Source organism: Bradyrhizobium sp. 199, assembly GCF_023073355.1.
Lineage (GTDB): Bacteria > Pseudomonadota > Alphaproteobacteria > Rhizobiales > Xanthobacteraceae > Bradyrhizobium.
On record NZ_JADPJI010000005.1, the window covers coordinates 397,821 to 414,286 of the forward strand.

Annotated in this window: 15 protein-coding genes; 11 read left to right on the top strand and 4 right to left on the bottom strand. The window is 65.6% G+C overall.

The window, feature by feature from the left end; all coding sequences use genetic code 11:
* Positions 1-34: 34 nt before the first annotated feature.
* Positions 35-3,742: a tetratricopeptide repeat protein gene (locus tag IVB28_RS10170; protein ID WP_247525937.1), complete on the top strand. Its 3,708-nt coding sequence runs from the start codon at positions 35-37 to the stop codon at positions 3,740-3,742.
* 185 nt (positions 3,743-3,927) lie between these two features.
* On the opposite strand, the gene fliP is transcribed toward IVB28_RS10170, so the two are convergent.
* A complete protein-coding gene (fliP, locus tag IVB28_RS10175; RefSeq protein WP_247525938.1) occupies positions 3,928-4,686 on the bottom strand; it encodes a flagellar type III secretion system pore protein FliP in 759 nt (252 codons plus the stop codon).
* Positions 4,683-5,651, bottom strand: coding sequence for a flagellar biosynthetic protein FliO (locus tag IVB28_RS10180; protein WP_247525939.1), 969 nt, complete (start codon positions 5,649-5,651; stop codon positions 4,683-4,685). Before IVB28_RS10180 ends, fliP begins: the two co-directional genes overlap by 4 nt.
* A 351-nt stretch (positions 5,652-6,002) precedes the next feature.
* Between IVB28_RS10180 and flgB the strand changes: the two genes are divergently transcribed.
* The 10 genes from flgB to IVB28_RS10230 all read left to right on the top strand — a co-directional run bounded on the left by flgB (position 6,003) and on the right by IVB28_RS10230 (position 15,246).
* Positions 6,003-6,407 carry a flagellar basal body rod protein FlgB gene (flgB, locus tag IVB28_RS10185; RefSeq protein WP_246931034.1) on the top strand — a complete coding sequence of 135 codons (405 nt, stop codon included), beginning with the start codon at positions 6,003-6,005 and terminating at the stop codon, positions 6,405-6,407.
* Positions 6,408-6,447: 40 nt separating this feature from the next.
* Positions 6,448-6,873 (top strand): flagellar basal body rod protein FlgC, encoded by a 426-nt coding sequence (flgC, locus tag IVB28_RS10190; RefSeq protein ID WP_063195430.1) that lies wholly within the window; start codon positions 6,448-6,450, stop codon positions 6,871-6,873.
* Between the two features lie 16 nt (positions 6,874-6,889).
* Positions 6,890-7,198: a flagellar hook-basal body complex protein FliE gene (gene fliE / locus IVB28_RS10195; RefSeq protein WP_247525940.1), complete on the top strand. Its 309-nt coding sequence runs from the start codon at positions 6,890-6,892 to the stop codon at positions 7,196-7,198.
* Positions 7,199-7,312: 114 nt separating this feature from the next.
* The gene (fliQ, locus tag IVB28_RS10200; protein ID WP_007612284.1) at positions 7,313-7,576 is read left to right on the top strand and encodes a flagellar biosynthesis protein FliQ; all 264 of its coding nucleotides are present in this window, start codon (positions 7,313-7,315) and stop codon (positions 7,574-7,576) included.
* 17 nt (positions 7,577-7,593) lie between these two features.
* Complete coding sequence (fliR, locus tag IVB28_RS10205; RefSeq protein WP_247525941.1) at positions 7,594-8,364, top strand: flagellar biosynthetic protein FliR; 771 nt, start codon at positions 7,594-7,596, stop codon at positions 8,362-8,364.
* Positions 8,365-8,374: 10 nt separating this feature from the next.
* Positions 8,375-9,454, top strand: a complete 1,080-nt coding sequence (gene flhB, locus IVB28_RS10210; RefSeq protein ID WP_247525942.1) for a flagellar biosynthesis protein FlhB — start codon at positions 8,375-8,377, stop codon at positions 9,452-9,454.
* Between the two features lie 154 nt (positions 9,455-9,608).
* Complete coding sequence (locus tag IVB28_RS10215) at positions 9,609-12,188, top strand: PAS domain-containing protein (RefSeq protein ID WP_247525943.1); 2,580 nt, start codon at positions 9,609-9,611, stop codon at positions 12,186-12,188.
* Between the two features lie 227 nt (positions 12,189-12,415).
* On the top strand, positions 12,416-13,417 hold the full coding sequence (locus tag IVB28_RS10220) for a Tim44 domain-containing protein (protein ID WP_247525944.1): 1,002 nt from the start codon (positions 12,416-12,418) through the stop codon (positions 13,415-13,417).
* A 143-nt stretch (positions 13,418-13,560) separates the two neighbouring features.
* A complete protein-coding gene (locus IVB28_RS10225) occupies positions 13,561-14,241 on the top strand; it encodes a lectin (RefSeq protein WP_247525945.1) in 681 nt (226 codons plus the stop codon).
* A gap of 297 nt (positions 14,242-14,538) precedes the next feature.
* Positions 14,539-15,246: a glutathione S-transferase gene (locus tag IVB28_RS10230; protein ID WP_247525946.1), complete on the top strand. Its 708-nt coding sequence runs from the start codon at positions 14,539-14,541 to the stop codon at positions 15,244-15,246.
* A gap of 168 nt (positions 15,247-15,414) precedes the next feature.
* On the opposite strand, the gene IVB28_RS10235 is transcribed toward IVB28_RS10230, so the two are convergent.
* Together IVB28_RS10235 and IVB28_RS10240 are read right to left on the bottom strand one after the other, a co-directional pair.
* Positions 15,415-15,588: a hypothetical protein gene (locus IVB28_RS10235; RefSeq protein ID WP_018321873.1), complete on the bottom strand. Its 174-nt coding sequence runs from the start codon at positions 15,586-15,588 to the stop codon at positions 15,415-15,417.
* Positions 15,589-15,901: 313 nt separating this feature from the next.
* Entirely contained in the window at positions 15,902-16,375 is a 474-nt protein-coding gene (locus IVB28_RS10240; RefSeq protein ID WP_247525947.1) for a hypothetical protein, read from the bottom strand.
* Positions 16,376-16,466: the final 91 nt, after the last annotated feature.

Below are 16,466 nucleotides of genomic sequence, written 5' to 3' on the forward strand. Positions count from 1 at the left end.
CGGCTAAACCGTCGAACCGGAAGACATGCCGCCAATGGCGCGAGAGGCTGCCGATGGATTGTGGTCGCGAGCCCGCGCGTTGGCGCCGGGGCTGTCGCGTCATGTCCGAAAAGCGGGCGTGCTGGCAGTCTGCCTGCTGGTCGGTCTCGGTGCGCCTGCCCGGGCGGCCGATCCTGTCAGGGGCGAGGCGAGTTTTTCGGCCGGCGGCGGCTTTGCCCGCCTCGTCATCAAGCTCGGCGAGGACGTTCCCTCCGAGGTGACGACTGCGGGCTCCATCCTCATCATCCGCTTCGACCGGCCCGTCGACGTCCCTGTCGACCGCGTTCCGGAAGGCGCGCCCAATTACGTCAACTCCGCGCGCCGCGACCCCGATGGCGGCGCCATCCGCCTGTCGCTGGCACGGCGCGTCACCGTCAACACCATGAACGCCGGCGAGCGCACCTTCGTCGACCTCTTGCCCGAGGGCTGGAAGGGGCCGCCGCCGAGCCTGCCCATGGACGTGGTCAAGGAGCTCGCCGAGCGCGCCCGCGTGGCCGAGCGCGCGCTACGCGCCCAGCGCGCCGCGGCCGAGACCAAGAAGCGTCCGCAGATCCGCGTGCGTGCCTCGGTGCAGCCGACCTTCGTGCGCTTCGTGTTCGAGATGCCCGACGGTGTCGGCGTCTCCTCCGTGCTCAACGAACGGAAGCTCACGCTCGCTTTCAACGCCAACCTTAATTTCGATCTGGCGGACGCGGTCGTCGCGGCGCCGCCGAACGTCGCCTCGATCAAGCAGAAGGCCGACCTCGACCAGACCAATGTCGAGATCGCGCTGATCGGCGATTCCGACGTGCATTCGTTCCGCGACGAGAAGAATTACGTCGTCGACATCTCCTTCCAGCCCGACAAGGGCAAGACGGCAGCCGCGACTCCCGAGGCGGCGATCGCGCAGATGAAGCCTGCAGGGCACAGACCGGCGCCTGCGCCGGACAGGCCCGCGGCCGAGAAGCCGAAGGACGCCCATCGCGAGATCGCGCCGCCGACGTCGGAGACGATCGCGCGCGAAGCCAAAATCGGCGGCAAGCCCGAGCTGAAGCCGGAAGCGCCCGCCGCGATGCCGCCCGTTGAAGCTCCGAAACCGGCGCCGTCGACTGAGGCTGTGCACGCTCCGGAGGCGCCCAAGGAAGCTGCGGCGCCGCCTGTTGTCGAAGCCGCGCCAGCCAAGCCCTTGGCTGCCGAAGGGCCGAAAGAGCCCGCGAAGGAGCCGGTCAAGGAAGCCGCCAAGGCGGCGCCCGCCGAGGCCCCGGCCGCGCCGCAGCCGGCTGTCGCCAGCGTTGATGCGCGCCGCGACAGCGACGGCCTGCGCGTGACGTTCCCGATTCAGGTCGCAACGCCCGCGGCGGCGTTCCGTCGGGGCGATACGGTGTGGCTGGTGTTCGATACGCCGAAGCCGATCGATGTCGAGGCCATCCGCACCAAGGGCGGTGCGATGATCGGCGAGGTCGGCCGCATCCCGCTGGACAAGGGGCAGGCGCTGCGCATCCGTCTCACCCGCCCGCTGGTCTACTCGCTGGCGAGCGAAGAGGTCGGCAAGGAGACCAACTGGCTCTTGACGCTGGCCGACAAGATCCAGTCGACGCCGCTGCCGCTGATGATGTCGCGCAACATCACCGACCCCGCGCTCGCCAATATCGCGATCCCCTTCTCCAATCCGGGCGCGCTGCACAAGCTCACCGATCCCGACGCCGGGGACACGCTCTATGTCGTCACCGCGCAGCGGCCGGTGCGCGGCTTCATCAAGCGGCAGGACCTCGTTGATCTCTCGCTGCTGGAATCCGCGCACGGCATTGCGGTCCGGCCGAACTCGGATGAGATCGGCGTCGAGGTAGGCGCCGACAAGGTGATCCTCGGCAAGAAGGGTGGATTGACGCTGTCACCGGTCGACATCTCGGCCGAGCGGGCGCCGACCGCGGTGCGCCCGGTCTTCAGCCCCGAAGGCTGGCGCAAGGGCCAGTCGGAAAACTTCATGGCGCGCCAGGCCGAACTGATGACGGCGATCTCGGCCGTCGAGCCGGCGCTCCGCTCGCTGCCGCGGCTCGAGCTTGCGCAGTTCTACATGTCGCGCGCGATGTATCACGAGGCCAAGGCCGTGACCGAGTTGATGTTGAGCGATCCGCTCAACAAGGAGGAGAGCGGTGCGCTGATCATGCATGCCATCGCCAGCATCCTGATCGGCCGGCCGGCGCAGGGCCTGAAGGACCTCGCCAATCCCGTGATCGGCAACAGTCACGACTCCCAGCTCTGGAAGGCCCTCGCCTATGCGCGCCAGGGTAAGTGGGCCGACGCGCGCGAGAAGTTCAAGAATGTCGAATTCGCCATCGCCTCGCTGCCGCTCGACATCCAGCGCATCGTGACGATGGACGCGATGCGCGCGGCCCTCGAGGTGAAGGACTATGCCGGCGCGTCCAAGCGCCGCAGCGAACTCGAAGTGGTCGGTGTCCCGCCTGAGGCTGCGCCAGGCTTCGCCGTGCTGCGCGGCCGGCTCGCCGAGGCGCTCGGCCACGACAAGGACGCGCTCGACGACTACAAGCTCGCGGCCGCCTCAAGCGATCGGGCGGCTGCGGCCGAGGCCAAGCAGCTCGAGGTCGCGCTGCGGCAGAAGCGCGACGAGATCGGCAAGGAAGACGCGCTGCGCGAGCTCGAGACCCTGTCCATGACCTGGCGCGGCGACTCGATCGAGGTCAAGACGCTCCAGATGCTGTCGCGGATGTTTGCCGAGAACGCGCGCTACCGCGATGCGCTCACCGCGGCGCGCACCGCAACGAAGCTCCAGCCGAACGCCGAAGCCTCGCGTCAGGCGCAGGATCTCGCCTCCGATCTGTTCACGCAGATCTTCCTCGGACCGAAGGGTGACGAACTGCCGCCGGTCGAGGCGCTCGGGATGTTCTACGAATTCCGCGAGCTGACGCCGATCGGCCGCCGCGGCGACGAGCTGATCCGCCGGCTCGCCGACCGTCTCGCCTCGATCGATCTGCTCGACCAGGCCGCCGAGCTGTTGCAATACCAGGTCGATCACCGCCTCGAAGGCGCCGCCCGCGCCCAGGTCGCCGCGCGACTTTCCATGATCTACCTGGCGAACCGCAGACCGGATATGGCGATCACCGCGCTGCGCGCGAGCCGCATCAGTGACCTCTCCGGCGAGCTCAGGCAGCAGCGCCTGCTGCTGGAAGCGCGCGCGCAGAGCGACGTCGGCCGTCACGATCTCGCGCTCGACATCGTCTCCAACGTCTCCGGGCGCGAAGTGCTCCGCCTGCGCTCCGACATCTTCTGGGCGGCCCGGCGCTGGCGCGAATCCGCCGAGCAGATCGAACTCTATTACGGCGAGCGCTTCCGCGACTTCAAGCCGCTCAACACGGTGGAGAAGAGCGACATCATCCGCGCCGCCGTCGGCTATGCGCTCGCCGACGACTCGATTGGCCTGTCGCGCTTTCGCGAGAAATACGCGCCGCTGATGAGCGAGAGCGCCGACCGTCTCGCCTTCGACATCGCCAGCAAGCCGGCCGGGGCCTCCAGCGCCGAATTCGCCGAGATCGCCAAGCTCGCCGCCAGCGTCGATACGCTCGACGGCTTCCTGCGCGAGATGAAGCAGCGCTTCCCCGACGCCACCGCCCGCGCGCCGGGCTCGCCGCAGGCCAAGGAACAGAGCGACCACACCGGTTCGCTGCCGACGATTCCCGTCGTGCGGCAGATCAAGATGGCGCGGTAGACTGCCGCGCGAAGCGCGGCCCAGGACGACGCCAGATCCTCCGCCATTACGAGCGCCGCGAATGCTTCGTCGCATCAGCGCAAAAATTGCTTTGCAATTTTTGTCGCGAGTTCCTCGCAATGACGGGGAGGAGGCTATCCGCGAGAGCGGAGAGGATGTGCCGGCGGGGTGTCGCCGAGCCGGCCTCAGCCCCCGTAGCTCTGCACCAGGCTTCCTGCCACCAGCGACCAGCCGTCGACCAGGACGAAGAAGATCAGCTTGAACGGCAGCGAGATCGTTGCCGGGGGCAGCATCATCATGCCCATCGACATCAGCACGGAGGCGACGACGAGGTCGATGATCAGGAACGGCAGGAACAACAGGAATCCGATCTCGAAGGCGCGCTTCAGCTCGGAGATCATGAAGGCGGGGACGAGGATGCGAAGTGCGAGGTCGTCGGGGGTGGCCGGCAGCGGTTCGCCCGAGAGATCCAGGAACAGCTTGAGGTCTTTCTCGCGCACGTTCTTCTGCATGAAGCCGCGCAAGGGCACCGAGGCGCGCTGGAGCGCATCCTCGACGCCGATCTGGTTGGCGACGAGCGGGCGGATGCCGTCGTCGTAGGATTTCTGCAGCACCGGTCCCATCACGAAGAAGGTGAGGAACATCGCGAGCGCGATGATCACCGAGTTCGGCGGCGCGGTCGCCGTGCCCATCGCGGTGCGCAGCAGCGACAGCACGACCACGATGCGCGTGAACGACGTCATCATGATCAGGATCGACGGCGCGATGGACAGCACGGTGAGCAGCGCGATGAGCTGGATCGCGCGCTCGGTGACGCCACCACCGCCGGCGCCACCGCCGAGATTGATGCTGATGTCCTGCGCATGCGCAAGGCCTGCGAGCGAAGTCGCACCGAACAGGACAGAAAGGAAAAGAACTCTACGCGGGAGGGACGGCAGTCTCACGAAGACGGCTTCGGACGGCCGAGCAGCGAGGCCATCTCGTCTTCGAGGTTTTCAAAGCTGGTCTTTTCCGTGGCCGGCTTCGGCGGCGGGGGCGCCGCCGGCTCGCTGCGAGCCGCCCGCGGGGGAGCGGCCGGCGGCTCAGGTGCGACGGGAGGCGCGACCGTTTCGCCGGCGGGGCGGCGCAACGCAGCCTCGAGCCGCTGTGCCATTTCGGCGAGATTCTGCTCGGCGCTCGACGGGCTCGCGGCGGGCGCCGGCGGTGGAACGGGCGGTGCCGGCGGCATGGGCGGAGGAGGCGGCGGTGCAGGGACACGTTCGGCGCGCGGCGGCGGCATCTTCATCGGCTCGCTCTGGCGCGGCGGACGCGGCATCAGTGGCGACTCGCTGCGCGGAGCGCGCGGCGGCAGCGGCTCGGGCCGCGGTTCGCGCTCGGGACGGGGCGCGACCGGCTCCGGCGGAAAGCCGCCCATCGGCGGTTCGCTGCGGCGCTCGGCCAGCGCGGGAGCGGGCCGGCGCATCTCGTCGGCGAAGGACGGGCGCGCGGACCGCGGCGGCGGCTCGGGCATTTGCGGCTCGGGATGGTCGAGCAGTTCGGGCCGCGGCGCTTCGTCGGCCCAGCCGCCGGCATCAGGCATGGGGGCAAGGCGCGGCGGCTCGGCGGCGTTGGGACGCTGGGGGAGCTGGTCGCGGCCATGCGCGGCGCGAACAATGTTGGGCTCGACGACGATGTCGGTGGGGCCGCCGATCATCAGCAGGTGCTCGACATTGTCACGCCGGACCAGCACCAGGCGGCGGCGTCCGTCGACGGCGGCAGCATCGATCACGGCGAGCCGGGGCATCCTGCCGCGCTGGGTGTTGGCGCCGAGCCGGCTGCTGGCGAATCGGCGAACCAGCCAAGCAGCGACACCGATCAACGCCAGAACGACGATGAACGCGACGATGAAGGTGATAGGGCTGCCTTGCATACTTGTCCCCGACAAATGGCGCTTTTCTCGTGCCCATGGTCAGATGTGCCAACCACCGGCCTACGATGCCCCAAACTTCGATTTCTTAACGTCCCACGGCAAGTTTTGCCGTCCCCAGCTCTTAATAACCTATGAATCGCTCGATCCAAAACGACTTCTTGGCCTGTGCACGCGCCGCCAAACGGTTGGGTTAATGCCACTTTTGGAGGCGTAGAATCACGGGGCGCAAAATCGTGTCCCGCGCGGGGACATGTGTCGGGAACGTTCTTAACCAGCTGTTAACCATACACGCGGCAAATTCTGCCTAGCTTCGGACCCCAAGGTCCGCAAGAGGCGGAAGGAGCCGCGACGATGTCCATCAACGACCTCCCTGTGCTGTCGGCGCTTCGCACCAAGATGCAATGGCACCAGGAACGCCAGCGCGTCCTGTCCGAAAACGTCTCCAATTCCGACACGCCCAAATTCCGGCCGCGCGACCTGGTCGAGCCGAAACTCGACAAAGCCGGGGCCGTCACGGGCTCGATGGGGCCCCTGGCGCTCGCCCGCACCAGCGGGTCTCACATGACGCCATCGGGCGCGGCTTCCGGTTTCGACCAGAACAAGAATGCGGGTTTCGAGACCCGCCCCGCGGGCAATGCCGTCAATCTCGAAGAAGAGATGATGAAGGCCGCCAGCAACCAGATGGATTACGCGGCGGCGACCTCGCTCTATTCGAAGAGCCTGCATCTGCTCAAGACCGCGATCGGCAAGGGCTAGAGCATGATCCGGGAACAAAAAGAGCTAGAGGAGGCGCATCATGGCCAATGACAGCAGCGACTTTGCCCGCTCGATGGCGATCGCGACCTCCGGTCTGCGGGCGCAAGCCGGCCGCATGCGGGTGATTTCGGAAAACATCGCGAACGCCGATTCGACCGCGCAGACATCAGGCGGCGATCCCTACCGCCGCAAGGTTCCGACCTTCTCCTCCGCGCTCGACCGCACGCTAGACGCGCAGGTCGTCACGCTCGGCAAGATCAAGCCCGACCAGTCCAACTTCCGCGTCAAATACGAGCCGAACAATCCGGTCGCGGACGCCAGCGGCAACGTCAAATATCCCAACGTGAACTCGGTGGTCGAGATGACCGACATGCGCGACGCGCAGCGGTCCTACGAGGCCAATCTCAACATCATCAGTGCGACGCGCCGGATGATCCAGCGCACGCTCGACATTCTCAAGAGCTGAACAGGACAATTGAGCCATGGCATCACCGACAATCGCAGCCAATGCTTATGCCAACCTTGCCCGGGTGTTGGAGAACAGCGGTGCCGGCAAAGGCACCGAGGCCAGCGGGCAATCCTTTGCTTCGCTGCTGAAGGACGCCGTCGGCAGCGTCATGGAGTCCGGCCGCAAGTCGGATGCGCAGACCGTCGCGATGGCCGCCGGCAAGGCCAACGTGATGGACGTGGTGACGGCGGTCGCCGACACCGACGTCGCGGTGTCCACGCTGGTGTCAGTCCGCGACCGCGTGATCGCGGCGTATGAGGACATCATGAAGATGCCGATCTGATCGATCCTGTCATTCCGGGGCGGTGCCAAGCACCGAACCCGGAATCTCGAGATTCCGGGTTCTCGCTTCGCGAGCCCCCGAATGACCGAAATTCCTGGAAGTGAGAATTCGCAAATGACCGGCCCCGAAACCCTCGACGTTGCGCGCGATGCGATCTGGACCATCGTGATCGTGTCCTCACCCCTGATGGTGGTCGGTCTGGTCGTCGGCGTCGTCGTGTCGCTGTTCCAGGCGCTGACGCAGATCCAGGAACAGACGCTGATCTACGTGCCGAAGATCCTGGCCATCTTTGCCACGATGCTGCTGGCGCTGCCGTTCATGGCCGACGCGCTTCATTCCCATATGCTGCGGATCTCGTCGCGAATCATCGGCGGCTGAGGCAAGATGCGTCGATTATGCGCATCGACGTCTCGCTGCTGCCGGCGCTCGCCGCTTCCTTCATGCTCGCCTTTGCCCGGGTCGGCGCGATGGTGATGCTGCTGCCTGGGCTGGGCGAGACCAATATTCCGACGCGGATCAAGCTGTCGATCGCGCTGCTGCTCACCCTGATCATCCTGCCGCTGCACCGCAACGCCTACCAGGTCGACATGGGCTCGCTCGCGCCGCTGCTGGTCCTCATGCTGCATGAGATCGCGATCGGCATCGTGCTGGGAGCGACCGCGCGCGTGACGCTGTCGGCGCTGCAGGTCGCGGGCTCGGTGATCGCGCAGCAGATGGGACTCGGTTTCGTCACCTCGGTCGATCCGACGCAGGGGCAGCAGGGCGTGCTGGTCGGCAACTTCCTGACCATGCTGGGGGTGACGCTGCTGTTTGCCACCGACAGCCATCACCTGGTGATCGCCGCGCTGAACGACAGCTACAGGATCTTCTCGCCGGGGGAGACCGTGTCGAGCGGCGACGTCGCCTCGCTCGCGACGCGCGCCTTTGCCGCCGCGTTCCGCCTGGGCTTGCAACTCTCGGGGCCGTTCCTGGTGTTCGGCCTGGTCTTCAACATCGGGCTCGGCGTGCTGGCGCGCCTGATGCCGCAGATGCAGGTCTATTTCGTCGGTGTTCCGCTCTCGATCTTCGCGGGCTTCCTGGTGCTCGCGGTGGTGCTGACGGCGATGATGGGCACGTATCTGGATTACTTCATCGGTGTCATGCACCAATTGATGCCGCTCAGGTAACGAGGGATCGATGGCGGAAGACAACGATCCAGAAAGTCAAACAGAAGACCCGACGCAAAAGCGTCTGGACGACGCTCTCGAACGCGGCGACGTCGCCAAGAGCCAGGAGATCAACACCTGGTTCATGATGGCGGGCGGCACGCTCGTGGTCTCGACCTTCTCGGGCTCGGTGGGCAGCGGGCTGCTGACGCCGATGCGCAATTTGCTCGCCAATTCCTGGATGATCAAGACCGACGGCAAGGCTCTGCTCGCGCTGATGCAGCAGATCGAAGTCGCCTTGCTTGCGGCGATCGGCGTTCCGTTGTTGATGCTGGTGCTGGCGGCGATTGCCGGCAACATGCTGCAGCACCGTATGGTCTGGTCGACCGAATCCCTGACACCGAAGTTCAGCAAGATCTCGCCCGGCGCCGGCTTCAAGCGCATCTTCGGCAAGCAGGCGGCGGCGAATTTTCTCAAGGGCATCGGCAAGCTGGTGCTGCTCGCCGTGGTCATGACCATGATCCTGTGGCCGGAGCGGCATCGCATGGAGGCGATGGTCAGGCTCGATCCGGCCGCCATGCTCGGTGCCAGCACCAGCATGACCATTCATCTGCTCGGCGCGGTGGTCGCGGCGCTCGCGGTGATCGCCATCGCCGATTATTTCTTCCAATACCGCAGCTGGTTCCAGCGGCAGAAGATGTCGCTGCAGGAGATCAAGGAAGAGTTCAAGCAGTCCGAGGGCGATCCGCACATCAAGGGCAAGATCAGGCAATTGCGGCACCAGCGCGCCAAGAAGCGCATGATGGCGGCGGTTCCCAAGGCCTCGGTGATCATCACGAACCCGACCCACTATTCGGTGGCGCTGTCCTACCAGCGCGGCATGTCGGCTCCGATCTGCGTCGCCAAGGGCGTCGACAACCTCGCCTTCAAGATCCGGGAGATCGCGCGCGAGCACGACATCCCCATCGTGGAGAACGTGCCGCTCGCCCGCGCGCTCTACGCGACCGTCGAGATCGACCAGGAAATCCCGACCGAGCACTATCACGCGGTCGCCGAAGTGATCGGCTACGTCATGCGGCTGAAGCAGGGATTCAGCGCAGGGCGGGGATAAGACACCCGAAAAGTACCGGAAATGGCCGTAATCTGGGAATCAGCGTACCTTTCGCCTCCGCTGCCCTTGCACCTCAGGGTCCGATTCAGGCAGGGAGGACCCCACGCGCCCCTTGGCGCGTTGATTCTCTGCCGACAGGCCGCGCCAGCTTGAGATGACAGCCGAGACCGACCACGATCTCCCACGCGAGCCCGTTGCGGCGCACGAGCCGTCGCCGCGCTCGGGCAGCATTGCCCTGGTGCTGCTGGTGGCCGCCGGCCTCGTCGCCGTCGCCATCGGGCTGATGACCCTCGGGCGCGCGCAGGCGCAGCCCTACATTCTCGGCATCCTCGCCGTGCTGGCCATGGTCGGCCTGTTCAATCTGTTCGCCTTCGCCGCCGGCATCATCCGCTTCGCCGACCGCAGTCTCGATGATCCCGTCGTGGGGCGGATCGCCGATCATGGATTCGACGGGCTCGCGGTCACCGATGCCCGCGGCCACGTCGTCTATTCCAATGCCGCCTATCTGACCCTGACCGGGGCCACCGGCCCCCAGGACGTGCGCCCGGTGGAACGCGTCTTCATCGGCAACCCCGATGTCTCCGAAGCCGTGTTCCGTCTGCTGAAGGCCGCGCGCGAGGGCAAGCGTCAGCAGGAAGAGGTGCGCATCTCCGGCCAGGACGGCAGCCAGGGCCGCTGGCTGCGCATGCGGGTTCGTCCGCTCGGCACCGGCAAGCGCGAGTCGAAATACGCGGTGTGGTCGATCGCCGACATCACCCGCGACCGTGAGCGCCAGGAGGACGTGTTCCAGGAGCTTCAGCACGCGATCGAATATCTGGATCACGCGCCTTGCGGCTTCTTCTCGGTCAATCCGGCCGGCGAACTCGCTTATGTCAACGCGACGCTGGCGAACTGGCTCGACTACGACCTCGCCGAGATCGGCTCGGGCGGCCTGAAGCTGACCGACATCGTCTCGGGCGACGGCGCCTCGCTGCTGACCTCGATCGTGGCGGTGCCGGGCGAGGTGAAGACCGAGGTCTTCGACATCGATCTGCGCATGCGCACCGGCAAGACCATGCCGGTGCGGCTCTATCACAAGCTCGCCTTCGGCGCGGACGGGGCGCCGGGGCCCTCGCGCACGCTCGTCATCAGCCGTGCCCGCGACGAGCGCAGCGACCCTGATCGTGCCGCCGAGGTGCGCTTCATGCGCTTCTTCGACCACACGCCGATGGCGATCGCGACTGTCGATCGCGGCGGCAACGTCGTGCGCGCCAATGCGCGCTATGCCAAGCTCGGACAGGCTCTTGGGCTCGACAGCGCCTCCAAGTCGATCTTCCGCGCGGTCAATTCGCGCGACCGGCACCTCCTGATCGCCGCCATCAACCAGGCCGCCGAAGGCAAGGCCGACATCGCGCCGGTCGAGGTGGCGCTGGAAGGGACCAAGGAGCGCTGGGGCCAGTTCTTCGTCACGCCGGTCGATTCGGCCGAGAACGATGCGGAAGCCGCCATCGTGCACATGCTCGAGACCACCGAGCGGCGCGCGCTGGAGAACCAGATCAACCAGTCGCAGAAGATGGAGACCGTCGGCCAGCTCGCCGGCGGCATCGCCCACGACTTCAACAACGTGCTCTCCGCCATCATGATGGCGAACGACTTCCTGCTGAACGCGCACAAGCCGACCGATCCGTCGTTCCAGGACATCATGCAGATCAAGCAGAACGCGACGCGCGCTGCGACGCTGGTGCGGCAGCTGCTGGCGTTCTCGCGGCGGCAGACGCTGCGGCCGCAGGTGCTCGATCTCGGCGACGCCTTGAGCGACCTTGCGATGCTGCTGCGCCGCCTGATCGGCGAGAAGGTCAAGCACGAGACCATCCACGGCCGCGATCTCTGGCCGGTCAAGGTCGACGTCTCCCAGTTCGAGCAGGTGATCGTCAATCTCGCGGTCAATGCCCGCGACGCCATGCCCGACGGCGGCAAGCTGATCATCCGCACCGCAAACGTTACCACCGAAGAAGCGGCCAAGCTCGCCCACAAGGGCATGCCGGCCGCGGATTATGTCCGGATCGAGGTCGCCGACACCGGCACCGGCATTCCCGCCGACATTCGCGACAAGATTTTCGAGCCGTTCTTCTCGACGAAGGAAGTGGGCAAAGGCACTGGCCTCGGCCTTTCGACGGTCTACGGCATCGTCAAGCAGACCGGCGGTTTCATCTACGTGGACTCCGAGCCGGGGCAGGGCACCTCGTTCCACATTTTCCTGCCGCGCCACCATGCCGAGCCCGAAGCGCAGGTCGAGCAGCCGGCGGCTGCGGTCAGCGCGACCAACGGTGCTGGCAAGGAAGCCGCGGGCGTCGAAGCCAAGCCGCGGACCGATCTTACGGGGCAGGGCACCATCCTGCTGGTCGAGGACGAAGAGGGTCTGCGCGCGCTGAACGCACGTGGCCTGCGCTCGCGCGGCTATACCGTGGTCGAAGCCGAGAACGGCGTCGAGGCCATGGAAGTGCTGGAGCAGCAGAGCGGCGCGATCGATCTCGTCGTCTCCGACGTCGTCATGCCCGAGATGGACGGCCCGACGCTCTTGAAGGCGATGCGGGAGGAGAATCCCGACATCAAGTTCATCTTCGTTTCCGGCTATGCCGAGGACGCTTTCGAGAAGAGCCTGCCCGAAGGCCAGCAATTCGACTTCCTGCCGAAGCCATTCACGCTCAGCCAGCTCGTGGCGGCGGTGAAGGAGACGATGACGAAGCAAGGGTGAGGTTTCGTCATGATGGCGTGGTGAGAGGGCTGCGCCCCGCAATGACGGGGAAGGGAATTCCTGCCCAAAACCGCCCGTAACGGGCGACCGTGGTTCCCTTCCGCGACCGGCCATATCCCCGCCCAATACGGGCTTTCTCCACATCCCCGCGACTGAGGGCCGCAGCCACAAGTTCCGAAACCGGCTTCCCTTTTCGGGAAGTCTGCCCATCTTAAGCCCACGTCCCCATGCCGGGGATTTGGGAAACGCACATGAATTTCTCGCTACGCTCCCGCAACCTCGTCAAGACGATCGCCGTCGTGCTGGCGCTTGCGCTCCCGACTGCGCTGGCGATCTCGTCCGCTGATGCGCGCGTCGGCGGCGGCTCCTCCTCGGGTTCGCGCGGCTCGCGCACCTATTCGGCCCCGCCCTCGACCACGACGGCGCCGGGATCGGCCTCGCAATTCAACCGCACCTACACCCAGCCGGGTGCAGGCATGAACTCGGCCGCAGCCGCGCCCGCGCGTGGCGGCCTGTTCGGCCGCGCCGGCGGCTTCATGGGCGGCCTTGCGGCCGGCTTCCTCGGCGCTGGCCTGCTCGGCATGCTGTTCGGCGGCGGCCTGTTCGGCGGCCTCGGCGGCTTGTCGTCGATCATCGGCCTGATCATCCAGATCGCGCTCGTGGTGCTGGTGGTGCGGCTGGCGATGTCCTGGTGGCAGCGCCGTCACACGCCGCAGGCGGCTTATGCCAATGCCAATGCCGATGCTGGCGCAGGTCCCGGACCGCAGCCGAACCAGCGCAGCGGCCTCGGTGGCTTCGGCTTCGGCGCCAATGCCAATAACGCGCCGCTCGAGATCAAGCCGGACGATTACGAGTCGTTCGAGCGCCTGCTCGGCGAGGTCCAGGCGGCCTGGTCGAACGAGGACGTGGCCAAGCTGCACACGCTCGCGACGCCGGAGATGGTCTCTTATTTCGAGCAGGACCTCGCCCAGAACCGCGCGCGCAACGTCGTCAACAAGGTGACCGACGTCAAGCTTCTGCAGGGCGACCTCGCCGAAGCCTGGCGCGAAGGCGAGACCGACTATGCCACGGTGGCGCTGCGCTTTGCGCTCACCGACAAGACGCTGGACCGCAACAGCGCCACGATCGTCGCCGGCAGCGAGCAGCCGGGCGAAGTCACCGAGGTCTGGACGTTTGCCCGGCGGCCCGGCAGCGGCTGGGAATTGTCGGCGATCCAGCAGACCAACTGATCGCGAGCGATTTGAACAAGAAGGGGCGTCGTGCTTCCCGCACGGCGCCCTTTTTCTTTTCGGCTCTCGCGCGGCATTGGAATAAGCGGATGCGCCTTGGGTTGAAATCAGGCGGCCAACGACAAGCACAATGGGAGGACAACATGATCCGCATCGAGAGAACCGTGACGATTTCAGGCCTTGCGCTGGCAATGGCCTTCCTGGCGACGCCATCGGCGCAAGCGCAGTCGGCCGATATGACGTTCTTCGTGACCTCCAGCGGCCCGGGCAAGGGCGCCGATCTCGGCGGGCTCGAGGGAGCGGACGCGCAATGCCAGAAGCTGGCTCAAGCCGGCGGCGCCGGTGCGAAGACCTGGCGCGCCTATCTCTCGACACAGGCCGCCGACGGCAAGCCGGCCGTCAACGCCAAGGACCGCATCGGCAAGGGACCGTGGCAGAACGCCAAGGGCACGGTGATCGCCAAGGATGCAGCCGAGCTGCATGGCGCGGCCAACAACCTCACCAAGCAGACGGCGCTCAGTGAGAAGGGCGAGGTCATCAACGGCCGCGGTGACACGCCGAACCGTCACGATATCCTGACGGGAACGCAACCCGACGGTACCGCGTTCGCCGCCGGTGAAGACAAGACCTGCAAGAACTGGACGTCGAGCACGCAAGGCGCCGCGGTGGTCGGCCACGCCGATCGTCAAGGCCTGCGCGACGATGAGCCCTCGAAATCATGGAACAGCTCCCATCCTTCGCGCGGTCCCGAGGGCGGCTGCTCGCAGGCCGATCTGAAGAGCACCGGCGGTGACGGCCTGCTGTATTGCTTCGCTGCGAATTGAGTAGCTGACTTTCTCCTCTCGTCAGGGCGAGGAGCTCTTGCGACGAAATCCAGAGAATCTCCGCAGAGGGATTCTGGATTGCTTTGCTACGCTAAAGCGCGATGCGATCAGGATGAGTGGTCATCGCGCTTTAGGTTGTTGTTTAAGCATGATCTTTTCGGAAAACCGCTGCGCACTTTTCCGGATCATGCTTTAGGAATGACGGCGTATGTGGCGCCGTCGTTCCGTCTCGCTCTCATGACACCTTCGGTCACATGCTACATTGGTCCGATCGTCCCCACGCTCACGGACTCTCTCATGAAATACGAGCTCTATTACTGGCCCGAGATCCAGGGCCGCGGCGAATATGTGCGGCTGGCGCTGGAGGAGGCGGGGGCCGCTTATGCCGACGTCGCGCGCGGAGCGCGCGGCACGGCTGCGATGATGAAAATGATGGACGCGCAGAAGGATACGCCGCCCTTTGCGCCGCCGTTCCTGAAAGCGGGCAAGCTCGTCATCGGCCAGACCGCCAATATCCTGCTCTATCTCGGCGCCCGTCATGGGCTTGCGCCCAAGACTGAATCCGGCCGGCTCTGGGTGAACCAGCTTCAGCTCACCATTGCCGACCTCGTGGTCGAGATCCACGACACGCATCATCCGCTCGGGCCCTCGCTCTATTACGAGGACCAGAAGCCGCCGGCAAAGAAGCGCACCGCCGATTTCTGGAGCGAGCGCGTGCCGAAATATCTCGGCTATTTCGAGCAGCTTCTCAACGAGAATGGCGGCGCCTATGTCACCGGCCGCAGGCTGACCTATGTCGATCTGTCCTTGTTCCAGATCGTCGCGGGGCTGCGCTATGCCTTCCCCAAGCGCATGACTGCGTTCGAGACAGACATTCCGGGGCTCCTCGGTCTGCACGATCGGGTCGCTGCGCGGCCGAACATCAAGGCCTATCTCGAAAGCCGGCGCCGCATTCCCTTCAATGAGCAGGGCATCTTCCGCCGCTATCGCGAGTTGGATGGCTAGAGCGTTTGCGAGCGAAGTGGATACCGGTTCGGCAACTTCGTTGTTGCGATCATGCGCAGGTCCCCGGGTGAGCGCGCACGATGTTGATCCCGCTATCCGGCGAAGATGCGGCCGGAAGGAGACAGGCCGGATCGACCTGATCGGGCGATCCGTCTTCGAGAGGATCGATCAGGCGAGCTGATCGATCCGCGTGCCCTGACCCGGCGGCAGTGGCGCGGGCGGCTGCGGCTTGTAGGTCGGGTCGGCGTCCTTGGTCTTGGTCTGATCGTCCTGCTGCTTGGTCGTATCGTAGCTCGGAACCACGATCGCGATCGGCGGCGGCGCAACGGTAGAAACCTTCATCCGCAAATCCTCACACATGGAGACAATTCAGCCTGCGCTGTGAGGAGCGAAAATTCCTTCAAGCCAATCGTTAAAATGCGAAGGATTTGGTGCAGTGAGGTGCGCTGTTATTGCGCGTCATCCACGCAGTATGAAGACGAAGCCAAATCTCTCCTCGTCATTACGAGGAGCGCTTGCGACGAAGCAATCCGGAATCCCCCTCTTGGAAAGATTTCGGGATTACTTCGCTTCGCCCGCAATGACAGAGTCCGCGGCAGGCTCCGTCGCACTACAAATGTACGGCATCCGCAGCCGGCGAGGAGGAGAGCCTCGCCTATTCGTCCTTGCCGCGCGTGATCGCGATCGCCGCGTCCTTCTTGGTGCGGGTGCATTCCATGTTGAGCCGCCGATAGCGCATGCTGACCTTGTCGCCGCGGAGCAGGCCCATCCGCTTCAGGCAGCGTGTCGCGCCCGTCGTGGTATCGTCCTTGGTCACGGTGAAGACGATCGCCGCCATCGACCCCACCAGCGCATAGAACTCCGGCGTGGGCTTGCGATCGCCCTTGGCATAAAGCTCGATGGAATATTTGTCGCCGCGGCAGCCGACCGACAGCTCCTTGGCGGCCGGATGCGCCAGGTAAACGACGTTGGCGGCGCGGAAATTCACCTTGAGGCGATCGACCTGGTTCGCCAGCTCCTTGGCGCTGTCGTCGCAGCGGTCGGCGCGCGCAGGCGTGGCGAGGGTCACAAGGCCGGTGATGGCGGCGGCGACCAGGATCGCGCCGCGGACGTTCAGTTTCAATGTCATGATGAAAGCCCCTTAGGGCGCGCATTCAACCGTCGTCGCGCCCGGAGCGCAAGGGTGGATGAGGGCATTTCGCGTGCTGTGTCAGTGCCTT